Source organism: Plantactinospora sp. BC1, from assembly GCF_003030345.1.
Classification (GTDB): Bacteria; Actinomycetota; Actinomycetes; order Mycobacteriales; family Micromonosporaceae; genus Plantactinospora.
In genome coordinates this window covers 4,940,734-4,955,786 of sequence record NZ_CP028158.1, presented here as the reverse complement: position 1 = coordinate 4,955,786, position 15,053 = coordinate 4,940,734, and the positions used below count along the sequence as shown (strand labels likewise).

The following is a 15,053-nucleotide window of genomic DNA, read 5'->3' as shown; positions in this document are numbered from 1 at the left end:
AGCGGGTGCGTCGGCGGTTGGGGTCGCGTCGCGGCCTGCTCGAAGAAGGCCGTCGGCCGCTCCACCGGGCGTCGGGGATCAGGACCGGACCAGTGTGGCCGGGCCGGCTGGGCCGGTCCGGCCCGGTCGACTCCCGCAGCGGCCGACTTCAGGTGCTGGGCGTTGACTCCGTTCGGCAGCAATATGATCGGCACGACCGCGCCGGTCAGTGACAGCCGGTATCTGGCACACTCCTGCCAACCGTCCGCGGTGTCACAGTAGTAGTCCCGCCAGCTTCGTAAACTGGCGTTGAGGAGTGGAAACAGCGGGCATCGTTCACTGTGTGGGCAGCCCATATCACTCCAGTCTCACCCGCTGCGCCACCCGGCGGACCTGGCGGTCGAGCGCGGTCCCTGTCTGCTGATCGCGGGCAAGCATAGACCATCCACAGTGTGATCACATTCGATGGAGGATCGTGGGGGGTGGCATTAGGGGGTGGCCCCGTACGCCCGTCGGTGCCGACCTCTCCGACCCGCTTCGGACCGCCGTACCCGGTCGCTGTTAATCGCTTGTCGGCCGTCGTACGGCGGGACGATGATGGCGCCCATGCCCACCACCCGACGGGCCGGCGGCTCCCCGGTGCACCGACGACCGGGGTGGGGCCGACGCGACGTCGGGTGACCTCGCCGCACAGCCACCTGGACCGGGGAACGACATGGATGTCGCCCAGCGCCGCGAGCTTGCCCGCCGGGCGCTCGATGGCTATCTGAGTGGCCCCACCGCGCCCACCTCGGCAACGGCGCACGCCCTGACGAAGGTCGGCAGCGCCCTGGTCGTGGTACTCGTCGAGGGCATCAGCGACCAGATCGCCGTGGAGACCGCCGCGGTGTGCCGTGGCCGGGATCTCGGGGCGGAGCGGGTGGTGGTCGTGCCGATCGGCGGTGCACACGCGATCGGCCGTACCCTGACCAGCTTCCGGGCGCTGCGGATCCGGGCCCGACTTGCCGGCCTCTGCGACCTGGCCGAGGCGGAGGTATTCCGGCGCGGGCTCGCCGCCGCCGACGTCGGCGCACCCGGTACCCGCGCCGAACTGGAGGATCTCGGGTTCTTCGTCTGCGTGGACGACCTGGAGGACGAGTTGATCCGCGCCCTGGGCACCGAAGGCGTCGAAACCCTGCTCGACTCGCAGGGCGACCTCGGGTCGTTCCGCTCGTTGCAGAGCCAGCCCGCCTGGCGGGGCCGGGAACCCGGGGCGCAGCTGCGACGCTTCTTCGGCAGCGGCTCACGTCGAAAGCTGCGGTACGCCCGGTTGCTCGTCGAGGCGGCGGCCGGCCGGGACGCCCTGCCACGGCCGCTCGACGCGTTGCTCACCGCCGTTCGGGTGCCCTGATCCGTCGCCGCGCCGGATGCACTGACCTGTCGCCGCGCAGGGTGCGTTGACCCGCCGCCGCGCCACCCGCACCGGCCGGTTGCCGTGCCGGCTGCGCGCCGCGCATCCCGTCCTGCTGGGGAGGGAGGGGGTCGGGGCTGCCGCCCGGAAGCGGCGACCGGCTGGGCCGATACACTCGCCCGACCAAGATCGGGGGAAGCGTGGGGGCATCGTCGTGGAGCCGCAAGGTTCCATACCAGGCGGACATCGCGGCGGCGCTTCAGCAGGCCCGCGAGGAGGCGTACCAGGAGGGCGACTGCTATCGCGCCGAGCCGAACCTGCGCGCCCGGCAGATGAGCGAGCAGGAGTACGCCGCCGCCTCGGTCGCCGAGATGCGGGAGGGATTCCTCGCCGCGTTCGGCGAGGACGCGGGCGACCCGGACGACGGGCTGGCTCGCGAGGAATGGCATGCGGCGCAGATCGACGTCGTCGATCCGGACACGCTCCTCGCGTCGCAGCCGTTCTCCGGCACCCACTCGGTGATCGACATGACCGGGGTGGCGGACCGGCCCGAGGGCGGCCGGGTGGCACCGCTGCCCGACGACGAACTCGACAGGTGGTTCGGCACCCGCCGCCCGGACGTCGCCGCCGTCGAACGCGCGCTCGGGGAGGGGCTGAGCGGATTCGAGCGGTGGCATGGCGCGTACGTGGTCGGGTACGACGGTGACCGCCCGGAGAGCATCTACTTCTTCGGCTGGAGCGGCGACTGACTCCCACGCGTCACGACGCCCCGGAGACCCGCGACGAAGCACAGAGCGGCGGGCTCGTCGGCAACGGTCAGCAGCGGTCGAGCTCGGTACAGTACGTGATGGTCGCATCGTCCGCCGGCACCTCGTGGCGCGCCTCCGCCTGCCGGACCCGCTGGATGACTCCGGCGGCCCCGCTCGATCCCAGCAGGGCGACCAGTCCCGGCCAGTCGGTGAGCCCGAACCGGTCCACGATGCGGCTGGCCCCGTTGCTGAGCAGGACGGCACCGGTCAGCTCGGTTACGGGCAGGCCTCCGGTGACCGCCTCGTACGCGGCGCGCGGGTCGTCCTTGGCGAGCCAGAACCCGCCCGGCTGGTTGCGGTTGGCACGCAGTTCCGCGAGGACCCGGTGGTACTCGTCGCTGCCCGGAGTGATGCCCTCCAGAATGGACTGGTACGCCCCGCTGATGATCACCTCACGGCGGTCGGCGGAGACCAGGGGTGCACCGGCCACCCTGTCGAGCACGACGACCGAATCACCGAGGACCAGGTGCTCGACGAGACCGTCGCGGCAGCGCAGCAGGGCGACGGTCGCCGACGGACTTATCGGGTCGGCGACGTCACAGCTGCCCCGATGACTATCCGTCACCTGCTCGATGGCGTCGGCCAGCAGCGCCGCAAGGCTCTGCTCCCGCCCGTCTGACAGGCGGCTGAGCAGGGCGCCGCCCAGCCGGTGGGCGTACCAGACAACGCCGTGCCGGCAGACCGACTCCGCGCCGGGGATGCCGGCGCCGTCGATCAGCACGGCCGCGTCGGGTACGGCGCCGGTGAAGTCCTCGTTCGGGTGGCCCGGCGCCGCGACGCTCGTCATCGCCACCCGCATGTCGCGTCGCCGTCCTTCCCGCCGCCCAGGGCCTCGACCGTAGCAGTGGGCCGGGCGCGGTCACCCGGACGACGGCGCCCGGTCAGCGGGAATGATGCGGATGGGTGACCACCAGCACCGGCCGGGGCGACTTTCCGATCAGTGCCAGCGGCAGGCTGCCGAGCAGGCGTTCGGCCACCGCCGGGCGGGTGCTGGACCCCACCACGATCAGGTCGGCCCGCTGCTCGTCGGCGAATTCCAGGATCTGTTGCAGAGGACGGCCGGAGCGTACCGTCACGCTCGCCTCGATCCCGGCCTCGGCCAACCGCCGGACCGCCGCCGAAGCGGCCTGTTGCGCCCGCTCGGTGAAGACGCTGCGCGGCGCCGGGGCCAGTCGTTCGAGTTCCACCTCGTCGACGGCGAGCACCGCGACCGACCCGCCGCTCTGCCGGACGAGATCCGCGACCGCGTCCGCGACCCACGGCTGGTCGGCCTCGGGGTTGGCAGCTAGCACGATGTGCATGTCGTCCTCCGATCACGGGCTCGGCTTCGGGGGTTCCGCCCGCTCATGACGTCCGGGTCAATGCTGGGCCGGGTCGGGTATCCGGAACAAGGGCACTCTCGGAGCGCGCCCGGGCGGTGGATCGAATACCGTGTGGCTCTGCACATCGATGAGGTTTAGCACGCTTCGCGCCGAGTCACACCTCGGAGGCGGAGATGGAGGGGAGGGGCTGTGGCGGACGCACCGGCACCCGGCGACAGCATCGAGCGTGACGAGCCGACCCTCAAGCGGGTGATCGGCCCCGGCCTGTTGCTGCTCTTCGTGGTCGGGGACATTCTCGGCACCGGCGTCTACGCGCTCACCGGCAAGGTCGCCGCCGAGGTGGGCGGGGCGGTGTGGCTCCCCTTCCTGGTGGCGTTCCTGGTGGCGATGCTGACCGCCTTCAGCTACCTGGAGCTGGTGACGAAGTACCCGAGGGCGGCGGGTGCCGCGCTCTACACGCACAAGGCGTTCGGAATCCACTTCCTCACCTTCATCGTCACCTTCGCGGTGATGTGCTCGGGCCTCACCTCCGCGTCCAGCGCGTCCAAGGCCTTCGCCGGCAACTTCGCGGAGGCCTTCGACCTGTCGATCGGCGAGGGGCTCGGGCTCACCGCGGTCGCGGTCGCCTTCATGACGCTCATCGCCCTGGTCAACTTCCGGGGCGTCGCCGAGAGCGTCAAGCTGAACGTGGTACTGACCTGCGTCGAGCTGACCGGTCTGCTCATCGTCATCTTCATCGGCGCCTGGGCGCTCGGCGGCGGCGACGGCGACATGTCCCGGCTGCTGGAGTTCGAGTCGCCGCCGGGCGAGCACGCGTTCTTCTCGGTCACCGCGGCCACCGCGCTGGCGTTCTTCGCCATGGTCGGATTCGAGGACTCGGTGAACATGGCCGAGGAGACCAAGGACCCGGTCCGGATCTTCCCGAAGATCATGCTGATCGGGCTCTGCGTGACCGGGCTGATCTACGTACTGGTGTCGATCTCGTCGGTCGCCCTGGTCTCCCCCGAGGATCTCAGCGAGGGCGACGCCCCGCTGCTCAAGGTCGTCGCGGCCGGGGCGCCGGCCTTCCCGCTCACCGTCTTCGCCTTCATCACGATGTTCGCGGTGGCGAACTCCGCCCTGATCAACATGCTGATGGCCAGCCGGTTGCTCTACGGCATGGCCCACGAGGGGGTACTGCCGCGCGTCCTCGGCCTGATCCACCGCACCAGGCGTACGCCCTGGGTGGGCATCGTCTTCACCACCCTGGTCGCCTTCGGGCTGATCTGGTTCGCCGACCTGACCGCGCTGGGCGGTACGACGTCGCTGCTGCTGCTCACCGTCTTCACCGTGGTCAACATCGCCGTACTGGTGCTCCGGCGCGACCCGGTGGAGCACCGGCACTTCCGGGCGCCCACCCTCATTCCGGTGGCCGGTGCGATCACCTGCGCGTACCTGGCCAGTCCGCTCTCCGGGCGGGCGGCCGACGACTACCGGGTGGCCGGGATACTGCTCGTCATCGGGGTCGTCCTGTGGGCGGTCACCTACCTGACCAACCGGTTCCTGCTGCGCCGACGCGCCACCTCGGATGCCTAGACCAGGCCGGAGAGGTACTCCCGACGCCGCTGCGGTTCGAACTTCTCGATCGCGTACCGCAGCATCACCCGGGGCATCACCCGATAGTGTCGGGCCAGGAACTCCTCCGCCGCCGCCCGGTCCCGGTTGCCCACCTCGCGCAGCATCCAGCCCACCGCCTTGTGCACGAGGTCGTGCGGGTCGTGCAGCAGCCGCTCACCGAGCCGGAACGTCCAGCGGAAGTCGCCGGCCCGGATGAAGGCGAAGGTCGCCATGACGGCGATCCGCCGGTCCCAGACCAGGCTCGACCCGGCCAGCCGATCCAGTACGCTGCGGTCCTTGTCGATCAGCCAGGGGCCGACGATGTACGGCGCGGACGAGTCCACCAGGTCCCAGTTGTTGATCCGGCCGGTGTTGGCCAGGACGATGTCGAAGATCCGGCCCCGTTCCTCCTCGTCCCCCTTGGCGAACTTGCGGACCAGGACGAAGAGCGAGGTCAGTCGCTCCTCGTGCACGCCGCTCGCCAGCAGCTCCGCCGTCTCGGCCAGGGAGAGATCGCGCCAGTACCTGCCGGCCACCCGGCGCTGGTCCGGGACGGAGACACCGATGGCCCGGTCGCCCTCGCCGTAACCGCCGGGGACCATCTGGAGGAAGCGGCTGACGCCCTCCGCCCGGAGCGGGTCGGCGAGCCGGGCGAGGTCGTGCCGGACATCCTCGGTCGAGGCCATGATTGTGCAACCTACCGCGACCGCCGGCGCCTCCCCCGATGCCCTCGGCGCCGGGCCGGGCCGGGGATGCGGGATCAGCCTGTCGGGCGTACGGCGGTCTCCGTCAGGGCGCGGATCTCCCGTACCACCGTCGGCCACACGGCGCGCGGCAGGTCGTGACCGGTGCCCGGCAGCTCCACGTACCGTGCGCCCGGCACCTTCGCCGCGATGCGCCGACCCGCGGACGGGCGCAGCAGCGGGTCCCGCTCGCCGTGCAGCACGAGGGTGGGTACCCGTAGCTCCCGCAGTCGGGGGCCGTGCCAGGACGCGCCGGTCTGCCGTGCCTGGGCGCGGGTGTCGCGAACCCCGCTGGGCAGCCCGGCGTCGAGTTCGCGCTCCACCCGGGTCCGGGCCTCCGGTTCGTCGAAGGCGTACCCCGGGGAGGCGATCGCCCGCGCCAGGGCCAGACCCGCCGCCACGTCGCCCTCGCGGCCGGCGGGGAAGCGGAAGCGGGTCAGGCGGGCCAGGAAGGGCAGCCGGACATACCTGAGCACGGCCACCCCTCGGGCGTCGCTGGGTACGGCGGCGTAGGAGGTCAGCGTGCGTACCCGCCGCGGATGCCGGAGCGCGGTGCGCTGCGCCACCAGACCGCCCTGGGAGATGCCGAAGAGGTGGGCGCTCGACCAGCCGAGGGCGTCGAGCACGGCGACGGTGTCGTCGGCCATGTCCTCGCCGGTGTAGGCGGGGGGCCGGCGTCGCAGCAGCGCGGCGAGGGGGTTGTCGGCGGGGACGTCGTCGAAGCGGGTCGAGCCTCCGGCGTCGCGGCCGTCGAAGGCGGCCACGTGGAACCCGGCCTCGACCAGTCCGTCGACCAGTCCGTCGGGCCACCAGTACCGGGAGACGCCGAGCCCCATGACGAGCAGCAGCGGCTCACCACCGGCGCCGCCGAGTTCGTCGACCGCGAGGACCACGTCGCCGTTGCGCGCGCTGCGCGGCGTCCTGATCACGTCGACCTCCCTGACGCACCCCGGATACGTTCGAGAACGCTGTTCGCAAACGACGATAGCAGGGTCGGTGCCCGGGTCCCGCGCTGCGGTGACGGCGGACGGGTTCGGCGGGCCGCCGGACGAGTCACCGGCCGCCGAGGGTGCCGTGGCGCTGTCCATCGAGGGTGCCGTGGCGCTGTCCATCGAGGACGGGACGCGGTCGATCGACGTCGTCTCGTGACCACCCGGGCGTCGGTGACGCCGAAATGGTTGCTGTTGGTCGGCAATGACCGACTGCGGTTGTTGGCCGGTGGCATCCCGTGCCGTCCGCGCCGCAGCGGAGAGACGCTAAGTCTCGGCGGTTGCGCCGGATCCGTGAGGGGGCCGTGATGAGCAGCCGAACGCGGGCGGCCGATGCCGGCCACCAGGGCACCGAGCACAGGCGACAGTACCGGCCGGCCTTTCGCGACCGCCACCGCCATCGCCGTCGACGCCTCGGCGACCGGGCGGCGACCCCGGAGCCCTCGCCGATCCCCCGCCGCACCCGACAGAAGCCCTACCCACCGCAGGCACGGAGGCCACGATGCGTTTCGCACTGAGCCGCACCAGCCACGACACGACGGTCACCCTGGGGGTGGCCGGCGAGGTGGATCTCGGTACCAGTGGTCTGCTGCGCGCCGCGATCCAGGACGCGCTCGGCACGCCGCACGCGGCCGGGGTCACGGTCGACCTCGACGGCGTGACGTTTCTCGACTGTACGGGGATCGGCGCGCTGGTCGCCGGCCACAACACCGCCGTCCGGCTGCGACTGCGGTACCTGGTGACCAACCCGCAGCGGCCGGTACGGCGGATCCTGGAGGTCACCGGCGTGCTCCCGGTCCTCGCCCACAGCCCGGATCCGACGCCGCGCACCGGTCCCCCGAGTCAGCCACCGCGATTGGCGATCACCACCACGCCGCACGGTCTCGTCGGGTCCACCCGGTTGTCGCGCGCCGAGACCGCCCACGCCGCGGCACACCGCCGAGGAACGGCCCGGCAGGTACCGGGGCTGCGGCGATGACCCCTCTCCCCGTCGGCGTCGTGGATCCGCCGGGCGCCCCGCCGCACCCGAGGTGGCGACGGTTCCTGTGCCCGCGCCGGGTCCCGTCCCGACAGGGCCGTATCGATGTGAGGAGAAATCATGCTCTCCGAAGCGGAACAGCGGCGCCTCGCCGCGATCGAGGCCGGGCTCCGGCTCGACGACCCGGAGTTCGTCTACCGGTTCACCGCCGAGCCACGGAGCCGGCAGACGGATGGATGGCGTGAACTGACCGCGATCATCGCGTTCCTGGTCGCGGTGACGGCGGCGGGCGCCGGCCTGTACATCCTGAGCGCGATCGGCGCCGTCGTCTCGGCGATCGTCACGGTGCGACTCTGGAGCCTGTACCGGCGTCGATGATGCACCTGACGGCGCGTCGGCGCTGGGCTGGGACGTCGCGAGAAAGGCGGGACCCTGGACCGACCAGACCGCCGGTGGTGCCGACAAGCACCGGGTGGCGATCGCACTGCTCCAGGAGGTCGACGCGACGGCGGCGGCGCGGCTCGCGCGAATCCGTCGCGGAACGCTCAGCCGGCGGTGGGCAGCGGGCTGGCCGGCCAGTTGAGCGCCCGGGCGCCCAGTACCGCGGCGTGCAGGGTGAACCGGTGCTGCGGGTCGGTCGGGTCGTAGCCGATCAACCTCTTGATCCGCTCCAGCCGGTAGGTCACGGTCCGTACCGAGACGTGTAGCCGTTTCGCCGTCTCCGTGGCCACCGCGCCGGTGCCGAAGTAGGCGTCCATGGTGTCCAGCAGCGGCTGGGCACCACCCCGGGCCAGGGTCAGCGGGCTGAGGACGGCGGAGACGAGGTCGACGATGGCAGGCTGGTCGCGGAGCAGCACCCGGTACACCAGGAGGTCATGGGCGTTGACGACCGGGTTGGTGACGTGTAGTCGCTCGGCCATGGTCAACGCCTCGCGTGCCTCCTCGTACGAGCGGGCGATCCCGTAGAGCCCGGGGTGCGGCCGGCCGACGGCGATCCGCCAGGGACGGCCGTGCCGAAGGCGGTTCAGCTCGCCGTGCATCAGTCGCCCGAGATCGTTGCGCGGATCGTCGACGGGGGCCGCCCGGCCGGCCGAGGCCGCCTCGGCCGGGGCGAGCACGACCAGCAGCCCGTCCTTGGTGGCCACCAGGACGTCCCGGTCGCCGAGCCGGTCGAAGATCACCGCTTCCAGGGTGCTGATCGCGGCCTCGGTGTCGGGCAGGCGCCGGCTCGGCGCGGCGAGCGCCACCTGGTGCGCCCGCGCCAGGTCGAGCCCGAACGGCTCGGAGCGCTCGACAAGGGCACCGAGGTCGGAGTCGCCGCGCAGCAGGTCGTCGATCAGCTCCCGGCGCAGCGTCTCCTCGCGCCGGACCAGGTCGCGCCGCGCCACCGCGTAGCCCTCGGCGAGCGTCGCCACCGCTTCGTCGATGACCTGGAGTACGGCCGCGGCAGCGGCCCGTACCGCCTCACGGTCCCGGGACCGGACGACCATCGGCAGGTCGGTCCAGAGCCGTCGCGCCGCCGACAGGTACAACTGCACCACCCGGCCGGCCGAGATCCCCTGCTCGGCGGCTTGCCGACCGAGCCGGCCCACCGCGTCGAGCTCGGCACGTCTGGGGCGGCGTCCACTGACCGCGGCGTCGGCCAGCAGCGAGAGATAGTCGCCGAGCAGGGCGACCGGGACGCCACCGGCGTCGCTGGCGGCGGCATTGGCCACGTCGACCAGCCACTCGTCCCGGGCCGACGACGCGGACGGCGCCGCAGGTCTGCCAGGGCGTTGCCTGCTGCGTTCGGTCACGCCCGACTCACCTCCACCGGCATCGAAGCGTCGACGCCCGTAACGGGGCGACCGCCTACCCGGACGGAACACCTTCGGTCGCGCTCATGAGCTGACTGTTCGACCATACTTTGCCGGGCGTCGGCAGGTTACGCCCGACACCGTCCCGGCCCGAGCCGCTGTGCCGGGTGCGGCTCCCCGACGGCGGGCCCCGAAGCGACCCTCGGACGGTCACCAGGAGGATCCGACAACACGGTGATCCTTTCGAACAGACTTCGGATAACCCTTCACATAACCTCTCGACATCGAACCTGCTCTATGGCAGGCTGGCTTGCCAGCACCGAAGCTCGCTAGCACCGAAGGCACGAGTCGGAGTCCCCATCCCACCTGCGACGCCCGACCGCGAATCGATGGGAGAGCGTCATGGTCACACGGAGAGCCGTGCTCGGCGGGGCCGGCGCGGCGGCGGGCGCCGCCGCGACGGGCGGCCTGCTCGGCGCGGGCACCGCCCGGGCGGATGCCACCATCAGCGTCACACCCGGCGCCGACTTCGGCGCCTGGGAGGGCTGGGGCACCTCGCTCGCCTGGTGGGCCAACGTCTTCGGCAACCGGGACGACTTCGCCGACATCTTCTTCACCACCAGGTCGGTGGCGTACAACGGGGTCACGCTGCCCGGCCTCGGGCTCACCATCGCCCGCTACAACCTGGGCGCGTGCAGTTGGAACTCGGTCGACGACGCGAGCATGGTGGCCTCGCCCAACATCCCCTCGTTCAAGCAGATCGAGGGCTTCTGGCAGGACTGGCGCAACACCGACCCGGCCTCCTCGGCCTGGAACTGGAACGCCGACGCCAACCAGCGAGCCGCCCTGACGAAGGCGACCCAGCGGGGCGCGGTCAGCGAACTCTTCGCCAACTCCCCCATGTGGTGGATGTGCCTCAACCACAACCCGTCGGGCGCGGCGGGCGGCGGCAACAACCTCCAGTCCTGGAACTACGCGCAGCACGCCTACCATCTGGCGGTCACCGCCCGCCGTGCGCGGGACAGCTGGGGGGTGACCTTCCGGACGGTCGACCCCTTCAACGAGCCGTCGTCGAGCTGGTGGACCGCGACGGGCACCCAGGAGGGGTGCCACATCGACGCGAGCATTCAGCGGACGGTCCTGGCCCACCTGCGGACGGCCCTCGACGACCAGGGCCTCACCGGCGTCGCGATCTCGGCCTCCGACGAGACCAGCTACGACCTCGCCCGGACCACCTGGAACAGCTTCGACGCCGCCACCAGGGCGGTGGTCCGCCAGGTGAACGTGCACGGCTACCAGGGCAGCGGCGGCCGGCGGGACCTGCTCTACAACGACGTCAGGGCGGCCGGCAAGGTGCTCTGGAACTCGGAGACCGGCGACAGCGACGGCACCGGCATCACCATGGCCAAGAACCTCTGCCTCGACTGGACCTGGTTGCACCCCACCGCCTGGGTCTACTGGCAGGTGATGGACCCGAGCGCGGGATGGGCAGCCATCGCGTACGACCCGACCACGCATACCCCCGGAGCGGTCCAGCCGAAGTACCACGTCCTGGCGCAGTTCACCCGGCACATCCGCCCCGGTATGCGGATCCTGAACACCGGCAACGGCAGCGCGGTGGCGGCGTACGACGCGGCCGCCCGACGACTGGTCGTCGTCGCGGTCAACACCGGCGCCGCACAGACCCTCACGTTCGACCTCTCCGCCTTCGGCACGGTCACCGGCGGCGTGACCCGGTGGACCACCGTCCCGGCCGGTGCCGACCGCTACACCCGTCGCACCGACGTCCGGCTCAGCGGCAAGTCGGTCAGCCTCGCCTTCCCCGCCGCCTCCGTGCAGACTCTGGAGATCGACGGGGTGAGCCCCTGACCCGTGCCGCCGCCCGTCGGCGGCGAATGGAGCATCCGCGGCGCCGACTTCCGGCGGCGGTGGGCCGGCACGACGTACGGGCGGGCGTGCACGGCAGCAAACGGTTCCGGCACCCGCCGGGCGGAGCATGCCACGGGTGGCCGCTAGGAGATCGTGGTGACCAGGTGGGCGACGGTCCGGGCGACCGCGTCCCGCGCCGGCGCCAGGTACCTCCGTGGATCGACGACCGGCGCGGCGGCCAGCTCGGCCCGGACGGCCCCGGTGAAGGCGACGTTCAGAATGGTGCCGACGTTGATCTTCACGATCCCGGCCCGCACGGCCCGGACCAGGTCGTCGTCGGGGACGCCCGAGGAGCCGTGCAGCACCAGCGGCACCGGCAGCGTCTCCCGGAGCCGGCCGATGAGCGCGAAGTCGAGCGCGGCGGTCCGGTCGGTCATCGCGTGCGAGCTGCCCACCGCCACCGCCAGCGCGTCGACCCCGGTCGCGGCGACGAACTCGGCCGCCTCGACCGGATCGGTGCGTACCCCCGGGGCGTGTGCCCCGTCCTTGCCGCCGACCTCCCCCAGCTCCGCCTCCAGCCACAGTCCGCGGGCGTGCGCCCAGTCGACCGCCTGCGCGGTGGCGCTGACGTTGTCGGCGTAGTCGAGCGTCGACGCGTCGAACATCGCGGAGCTGATCCCGGTGCCCTCGACGGCGTGCAGCAGCTCCGGGCTCTGCACGTGGTCGAGGTGGACCGCGACCGGCACGGCGGCGAGTTCGGCCAGCGCGGTGACCGCGGCGGCGATCGGGGCCAGCCGGCCGTGGTGGAAGCGGACCGCGTTCTCGCTGATCTGGAGGATCACCGCCCGGCCGGCCTGCTCGGCCCCGGCGACGATCGCCTCGGCGTGCTCCAGGGTGATCACGTTGAAGGCGACGATCGCGGTGTCGGCGGCACGCGCGCCGTCGACCAGTTGGCCGGTGGCGGTGAGGGGCATCGGTGCTCCGTTTCCCGGGGTCTCCCGGTCCGAAGGTTGTCGTCCGGGCGGTCGACGTGCCGACTCTTGACAGCGCCGCGACGAAAAGCAAGTATCCGCAGCACCGCACAAGCGGGTGGCACCGCAGCACAAGAGGGTGACCAGGTGGCAGCTCCCCTGCTCGTCGGCCTCGACGTCGGCACCACGGCCAGCAAGGCCGTGGTCTTCACCGAGGCGGGCGAGCCGCTGTCCCAGGCCTCGGTGCCCACGCCCTGGACAACCACCCGCACCGGCGCCGAACTCGACGCGACCGCCCTGTTCGGCGCCGCCGTCGAGGCCCTGGCCGGGGCGCTGGCCGCCGCCCCGCCCGGCCCGGTCGCCGGCCTCGGCGTCGCCAGCATGGGCGAATCCGGGGTACTGCTGGATCGCTCCGGCGAGCCGGTCGGCCCCGTCGTCGCCTGGCACGACACCCGGGACGGGACGGAGCTGACCGACCTGCACGCCCGGATCGGGTCGGAGACGTTCGCCCGCACCACCGGGCTGCCGCTGCGGCACCAGTGGGCGCTCACCAAGCACCGCTGGCTGCGCACCCACCACCCGGAGACCCGGAACGCCGTACGCCGGCTCAACATCGCCGAGTGGGTGGTACGCAGGCTCGGCGGGGCGGAGGCCACCGAACAGTCCCTCGCCTCCCGGACCGGCTGGCTGCGGCTCGACCGCCGGGACTGGTGGCCCGAGGCGCTGGAGTGGTCCGGGGCGCACGCCTCGCTGATGCCCGAGGTGGTGACCGCCGGAACGGCGCTCGGCACCGTCGAGGCGGGCACCGGACCCGACCGGCTCACCGGAGCCACCCTCACCGTCTGCGGCCACGACCACCAGGTGGCCGCGATCGGCGCCGGAGCGGTGCGCCCCGGCGACGAACTGGACTCCTGCGGTACGGCGGAGGCACTGGTCCGGTCGGTCCCGCCGGGCCTGCCCCCGGAGACCGTCGCCGGGCTGGTCACCGCCGGGGTCACCGTCGGATGGCACGCCCTGGCCGGTCGCTGGTGCCTGCTCGGCGCCACCACCGGAGGACTCGTGCTGCAACGGGTACTCGCCGGGCTCGGCCTGGACCGGGCCGACCTGACCCGGCTCGACACCCTCGCCGCGCGGGTCGAGCCGGGCCGGGTCGAGGTGCGGATCACCGACGAGGGGCGGTCGGTGGTCGTACCGGCGGGGCAGCCCGTCGAGCCGGCGCAGATCTGGCGGGCGGCGCTGGAGACGGTCACCGACGAGATCGGCGCCATCCACGACGCGATGACCGGGTACAGCGGCGACCACCGCGAGATCGTCGCCGTCGGCGGCTGGTCGCGCAGCGAGACGCTGATGGCGGTGAAGGCCCGCCGGCTCGGCCCGGTACGCCGGTCCCCGGTCGTCGAGGCCGGGGCGCGCGGCGCCGCTCTGCTCGCCGGGCTCGCGGCCGGGGTCTACGGCGGCGTGCACGAGTTTCCGGACGCCGTTGGCAGCACGGCGGGAGCCGACTCCGGTGACACCGCCGTGGCGGGCCGGTGGTGAAGGGCCGACCGCCGTACGCGGGCGAGCGCAGTCAGCACATCCCTCGGACGTCGCGAGTGGAGTACCCGTGATCCTCACCCTGACCCCCAACCCGAGTGTCGACCGCACCGTCTTCGTCGACGCGCTACCCCGGGGGGCGGTGATCCGCAGCCGTCGTGGTTGGAGCGAACCCAGCGGCAAGGGCGTGAACGTGGCGCTGGCCCTGCAACGTCACGGCCGGTCGGCCACCGCCGTCCTGCCGGTGGGCGGTTCGGTCGGCGCCCAGCTCTCCCGGATGCTCCGGCTGGCCGGGCTGCCCGTCCGGGAGGTACCGGTGCGGGGCGAGATCCGCAGCAACATCAGTCTGGTCGAGCCGGACGGCACCGTCACCAAGGTGAACGAGCCCGGTCCGGCACTCGACGCCGGGGAGACCACCGCGCTGGTACGTGCCGTGCTGGACAACCTCACCGGCGTCACCTGGCTGGCCTGCTGCGGCAGCCTGCCCGACGGCGTACCGCCGAACCTGTACGCCGGGCTGGCCGAGGCGGCCCGGTCCCGAGGTGTCCGGGTCGCGGTCGACACCTCCGGCGAACCGCTGCGGGCCAGCCTCGCCGGCCGACCCGACCTGGTCAAGCCGAACTCCGCCGAACTCGCCGACCTGGTCGGCCGACCGCTGCGGACCTTCGGCGACGTGGTCGACGCGGCGCTCCAGGTGCGCCGGCTCGGCGCCGACACGGTGCTGGCCAGCCTCGGCGCGGACGGCGCGCTGCTGGTCGACGCCACCGGGGTACGGCACGCCGAGGCGCGGGTGAGCCGGGTGGTCAGCGCCGTCGGCGCCGGTGACGCCGCCCTGGCCGGTTTCCTGCACGGCGACGGGGCCGGGACGGCCGCACTGCGTACCGCGGTTGCCTGGGGCGCGGCGGCCGTCCAGCACGAGGGAACGCTCTTCTCCGCCGCCGACCCGGATCAGACGGTACTGGTCAGCACCGACGTCGACCCGAGCCGGCCGCTACGGGACCCCGACGTCGTCCCGCACCGGGCCGAACCCGTCACCCGGCCGACCTGACCGGTGCCGGCCGCACCGGGCGCCGCGCC

15 protein-coding genes are annotated in these 15,053 nt (G+C 72.6%); 9 read left to right on the top strand and 6 right to left on the bottom strand.

Translation table 11 applies throughout. The annotated features are described in order from the left end of the window. Window positions 1-694: 694 nt before the first annotated feature. Window positions 695-1,369, top strand: a complete 675-nt coding sequence (locus tag C6361_RS21700; RefSeq protein ID WP_234358936.1) for a TOPRIM nucleotidyl transferase/hydrolase domain-containing protein — start codon at window positions 695-697, stop codon at window positions 1,367-1,369. 200 nt (window positions 1,370-1,569) lie between these two features. Further along, window positions 1,570-2,118, top strand: a complete 549-nt coding sequence (locus C6361_RS21695) for a hypothetical protein (protein WP_107268820.1) — start codon at window positions 1,570-1,572, stop codon at window positions 2,116-2,118. 67 nt (window positions 2,119-2,185) lie between these two features. Here the strand turns inward: C6361_RS21695 and C6361_RS21690 are convergent, their stop codons facing one another. Next, window positions 2,186-2,965, bottom strand: coding sequence for a protein phosphatase 2C domain-containing protein (locus tag C6361_RS21690; protein WP_234358935.1), 780 nt, complete (start codon window positions 2,963-2,965; stop codon window positions 2,186-2,188). Window positions 2,966-3,059: 94 nt separating this feature from the next. Further along, complete coding sequence (locus C6361_RS21685) at window positions 3,060-3,479, bottom strand: universal stress protein (RefSeq protein WP_107258868.1); 420 nt, start codon at window positions 3,477-3,479, stop codon at window positions 3,060-3,062. Between the two features lie 210 nt (window positions 3,480-3,689). Here C6361_RS21685 and C6361_RS21680 point away from each other — a divergent pair, with 210 nt between their 5' ends. Beyond that, entirely contained in the window at window positions 3,690-5,075 is a 1,386-nt protein-coding gene (locus tag C6361_RS21680; protein WP_107268818.1) for an APC family permease, read from the top strand. On the opposite strand, the gene C6361_RS21675 is transcribed toward C6361_RS21680, so the two are convergent. Together C6361_RS21675 and C6361_RS21670 are read right to left on the bottom strand one after the other, a co-directional pair. Further along, a complete protein-coding gene (locus C6361_RS21675; RefSeq protein ID WP_107268817.1) occupies window positions 5,072-5,782 on the bottom strand; it encodes a DNA alkylation repair protein in 711 nt (236 codons plus the stop codon). The two genes, C6361_RS21680 and C6361_RS21675, sit on opposite strands and share 4 nt — an antisense overlap. A gap of 74 nt (window positions 5,783-5,856) precedes the next feature. Then, entirely contained in the window at window positions 5,857-6,768 is a 912-nt protein-coding gene (locus C6361_RS21670; RefSeq protein WP_234358934.1) for an alpha/beta fold hydrolase, read from the bottom strand. Window positions 6,769-6,835: 67 nt separating this feature from the next. Here C6361_RS21670 and C6361_RS37675 point away from each other — a divergent pair, with 67 nt between their 5' ends. The 3 genes from C6361_RS37675 (at window position 6,836) to C6361_RS21660 (ending at window position 8,185) form a co-directional block, all read left to right on the top strand. After that, a complete protein-coding gene (locus tag C6361_RS37675; protein WP_199853039.1) occupies window positions 6,836-6,988 on the top strand; it encodes a hypothetical protein in 153 nt (50 codons plus the stop codon). Between the two features lie 342 nt (window positions 6,989-7,330). Next, window positions 7,331-7,807 carry an STAS domain-containing protein gene (locus C6361_RS21665; protein ID WP_107268816.1) on the top strand — a complete coding sequence of 159 codons (477 nt, stop codon included), beginning with the start codon at window positions 7,331-7,333 and terminating at the stop codon, window positions 7,805-7,807. Between the two features lie 120 nt (window positions 7,808-7,927). Further along, entirely contained in the window at window positions 7,928-8,185 is a 258-nt protein-coding gene (locus C6361_RS21660) for a DUF3040 domain-containing protein (protein ID WP_107258864.1), read from the top strand. A 167-nt stretch (window positions 8,186-8,352) separates the two neighbouring features. Here the strand turns inward: C6361_RS21660 and C6361_RS21655 are convergent, their stop codons facing one another. After that, on the bottom strand, window positions 8,353-9,603 hold the full coding sequence (locus tag C6361_RS21655; protein ID WP_107268815.1) for a CdaR family transcriptional regulator: 1,251 nt from the start codon (window positions 9,601-9,603) through the stop codon (window positions 8,353-8,355). A 402-nt stretch (window positions 9,604-10,005) separates the two neighbouring features. On the opposite strand from C6361_RS21655, the gene C6361_RS21650 reads away from it, so the two are divergent. After that, a complete protein-coding gene (locus C6361_RS21650; RefSeq protein ID WP_107268814.1) occupies window positions 10,006-11,472 on the top strand; it encodes a beta-1,6-galactanase in 1,467 nt (488 codons plus the stop codon). Between the two features lie 143 nt (window positions 11,473-11,615). Here the strand turns inward: C6361_RS21650 and C6361_RS21645 are convergent, their stop codons facing one another. Next, window positions 11,616-12,446 (bottom strand): class II fructose-bisphosphate aldolase, encoded by an 831-nt coding sequence (locus C6361_RS21645; RefSeq protein ID WP_107268813.1) that lies wholly within the window; start codon window positions 12,444-12,446, stop codon window positions 11,616-11,618. A 144-nt stretch (window positions 12,447-12,590) separates the two neighbouring features. On the opposite strand from C6361_RS21645, the gene C6361_RS21640 reads away from it, so the two are divergent. Together C6361_RS21640 and pfkB are read left to right on the top strand one after the other, a co-directional pair. Then, window positions 12,591-13,979, top strand: a complete 1,389-nt coding sequence (locus C6361_RS21640; protein WP_199853038.1) for an L-fuculokinase — start codon at window positions 12,591-12,593, stop codon at window positions 13,977-13,979. A 67-nt stretch (window positions 13,980-14,046) separates the two neighbouring features. Next, window positions 14,047-15,024, top strand: coding sequence for a 1-phosphofructokinase (gene pfkB, locus C6361_RS21635; protein WP_107268812.1), 978 nt, complete (start codon window positions 14,047-14,049; stop codon window positions 15,022-15,024). Window positions 15,025-15,053 lie beyond the last annotated feature (29 nt).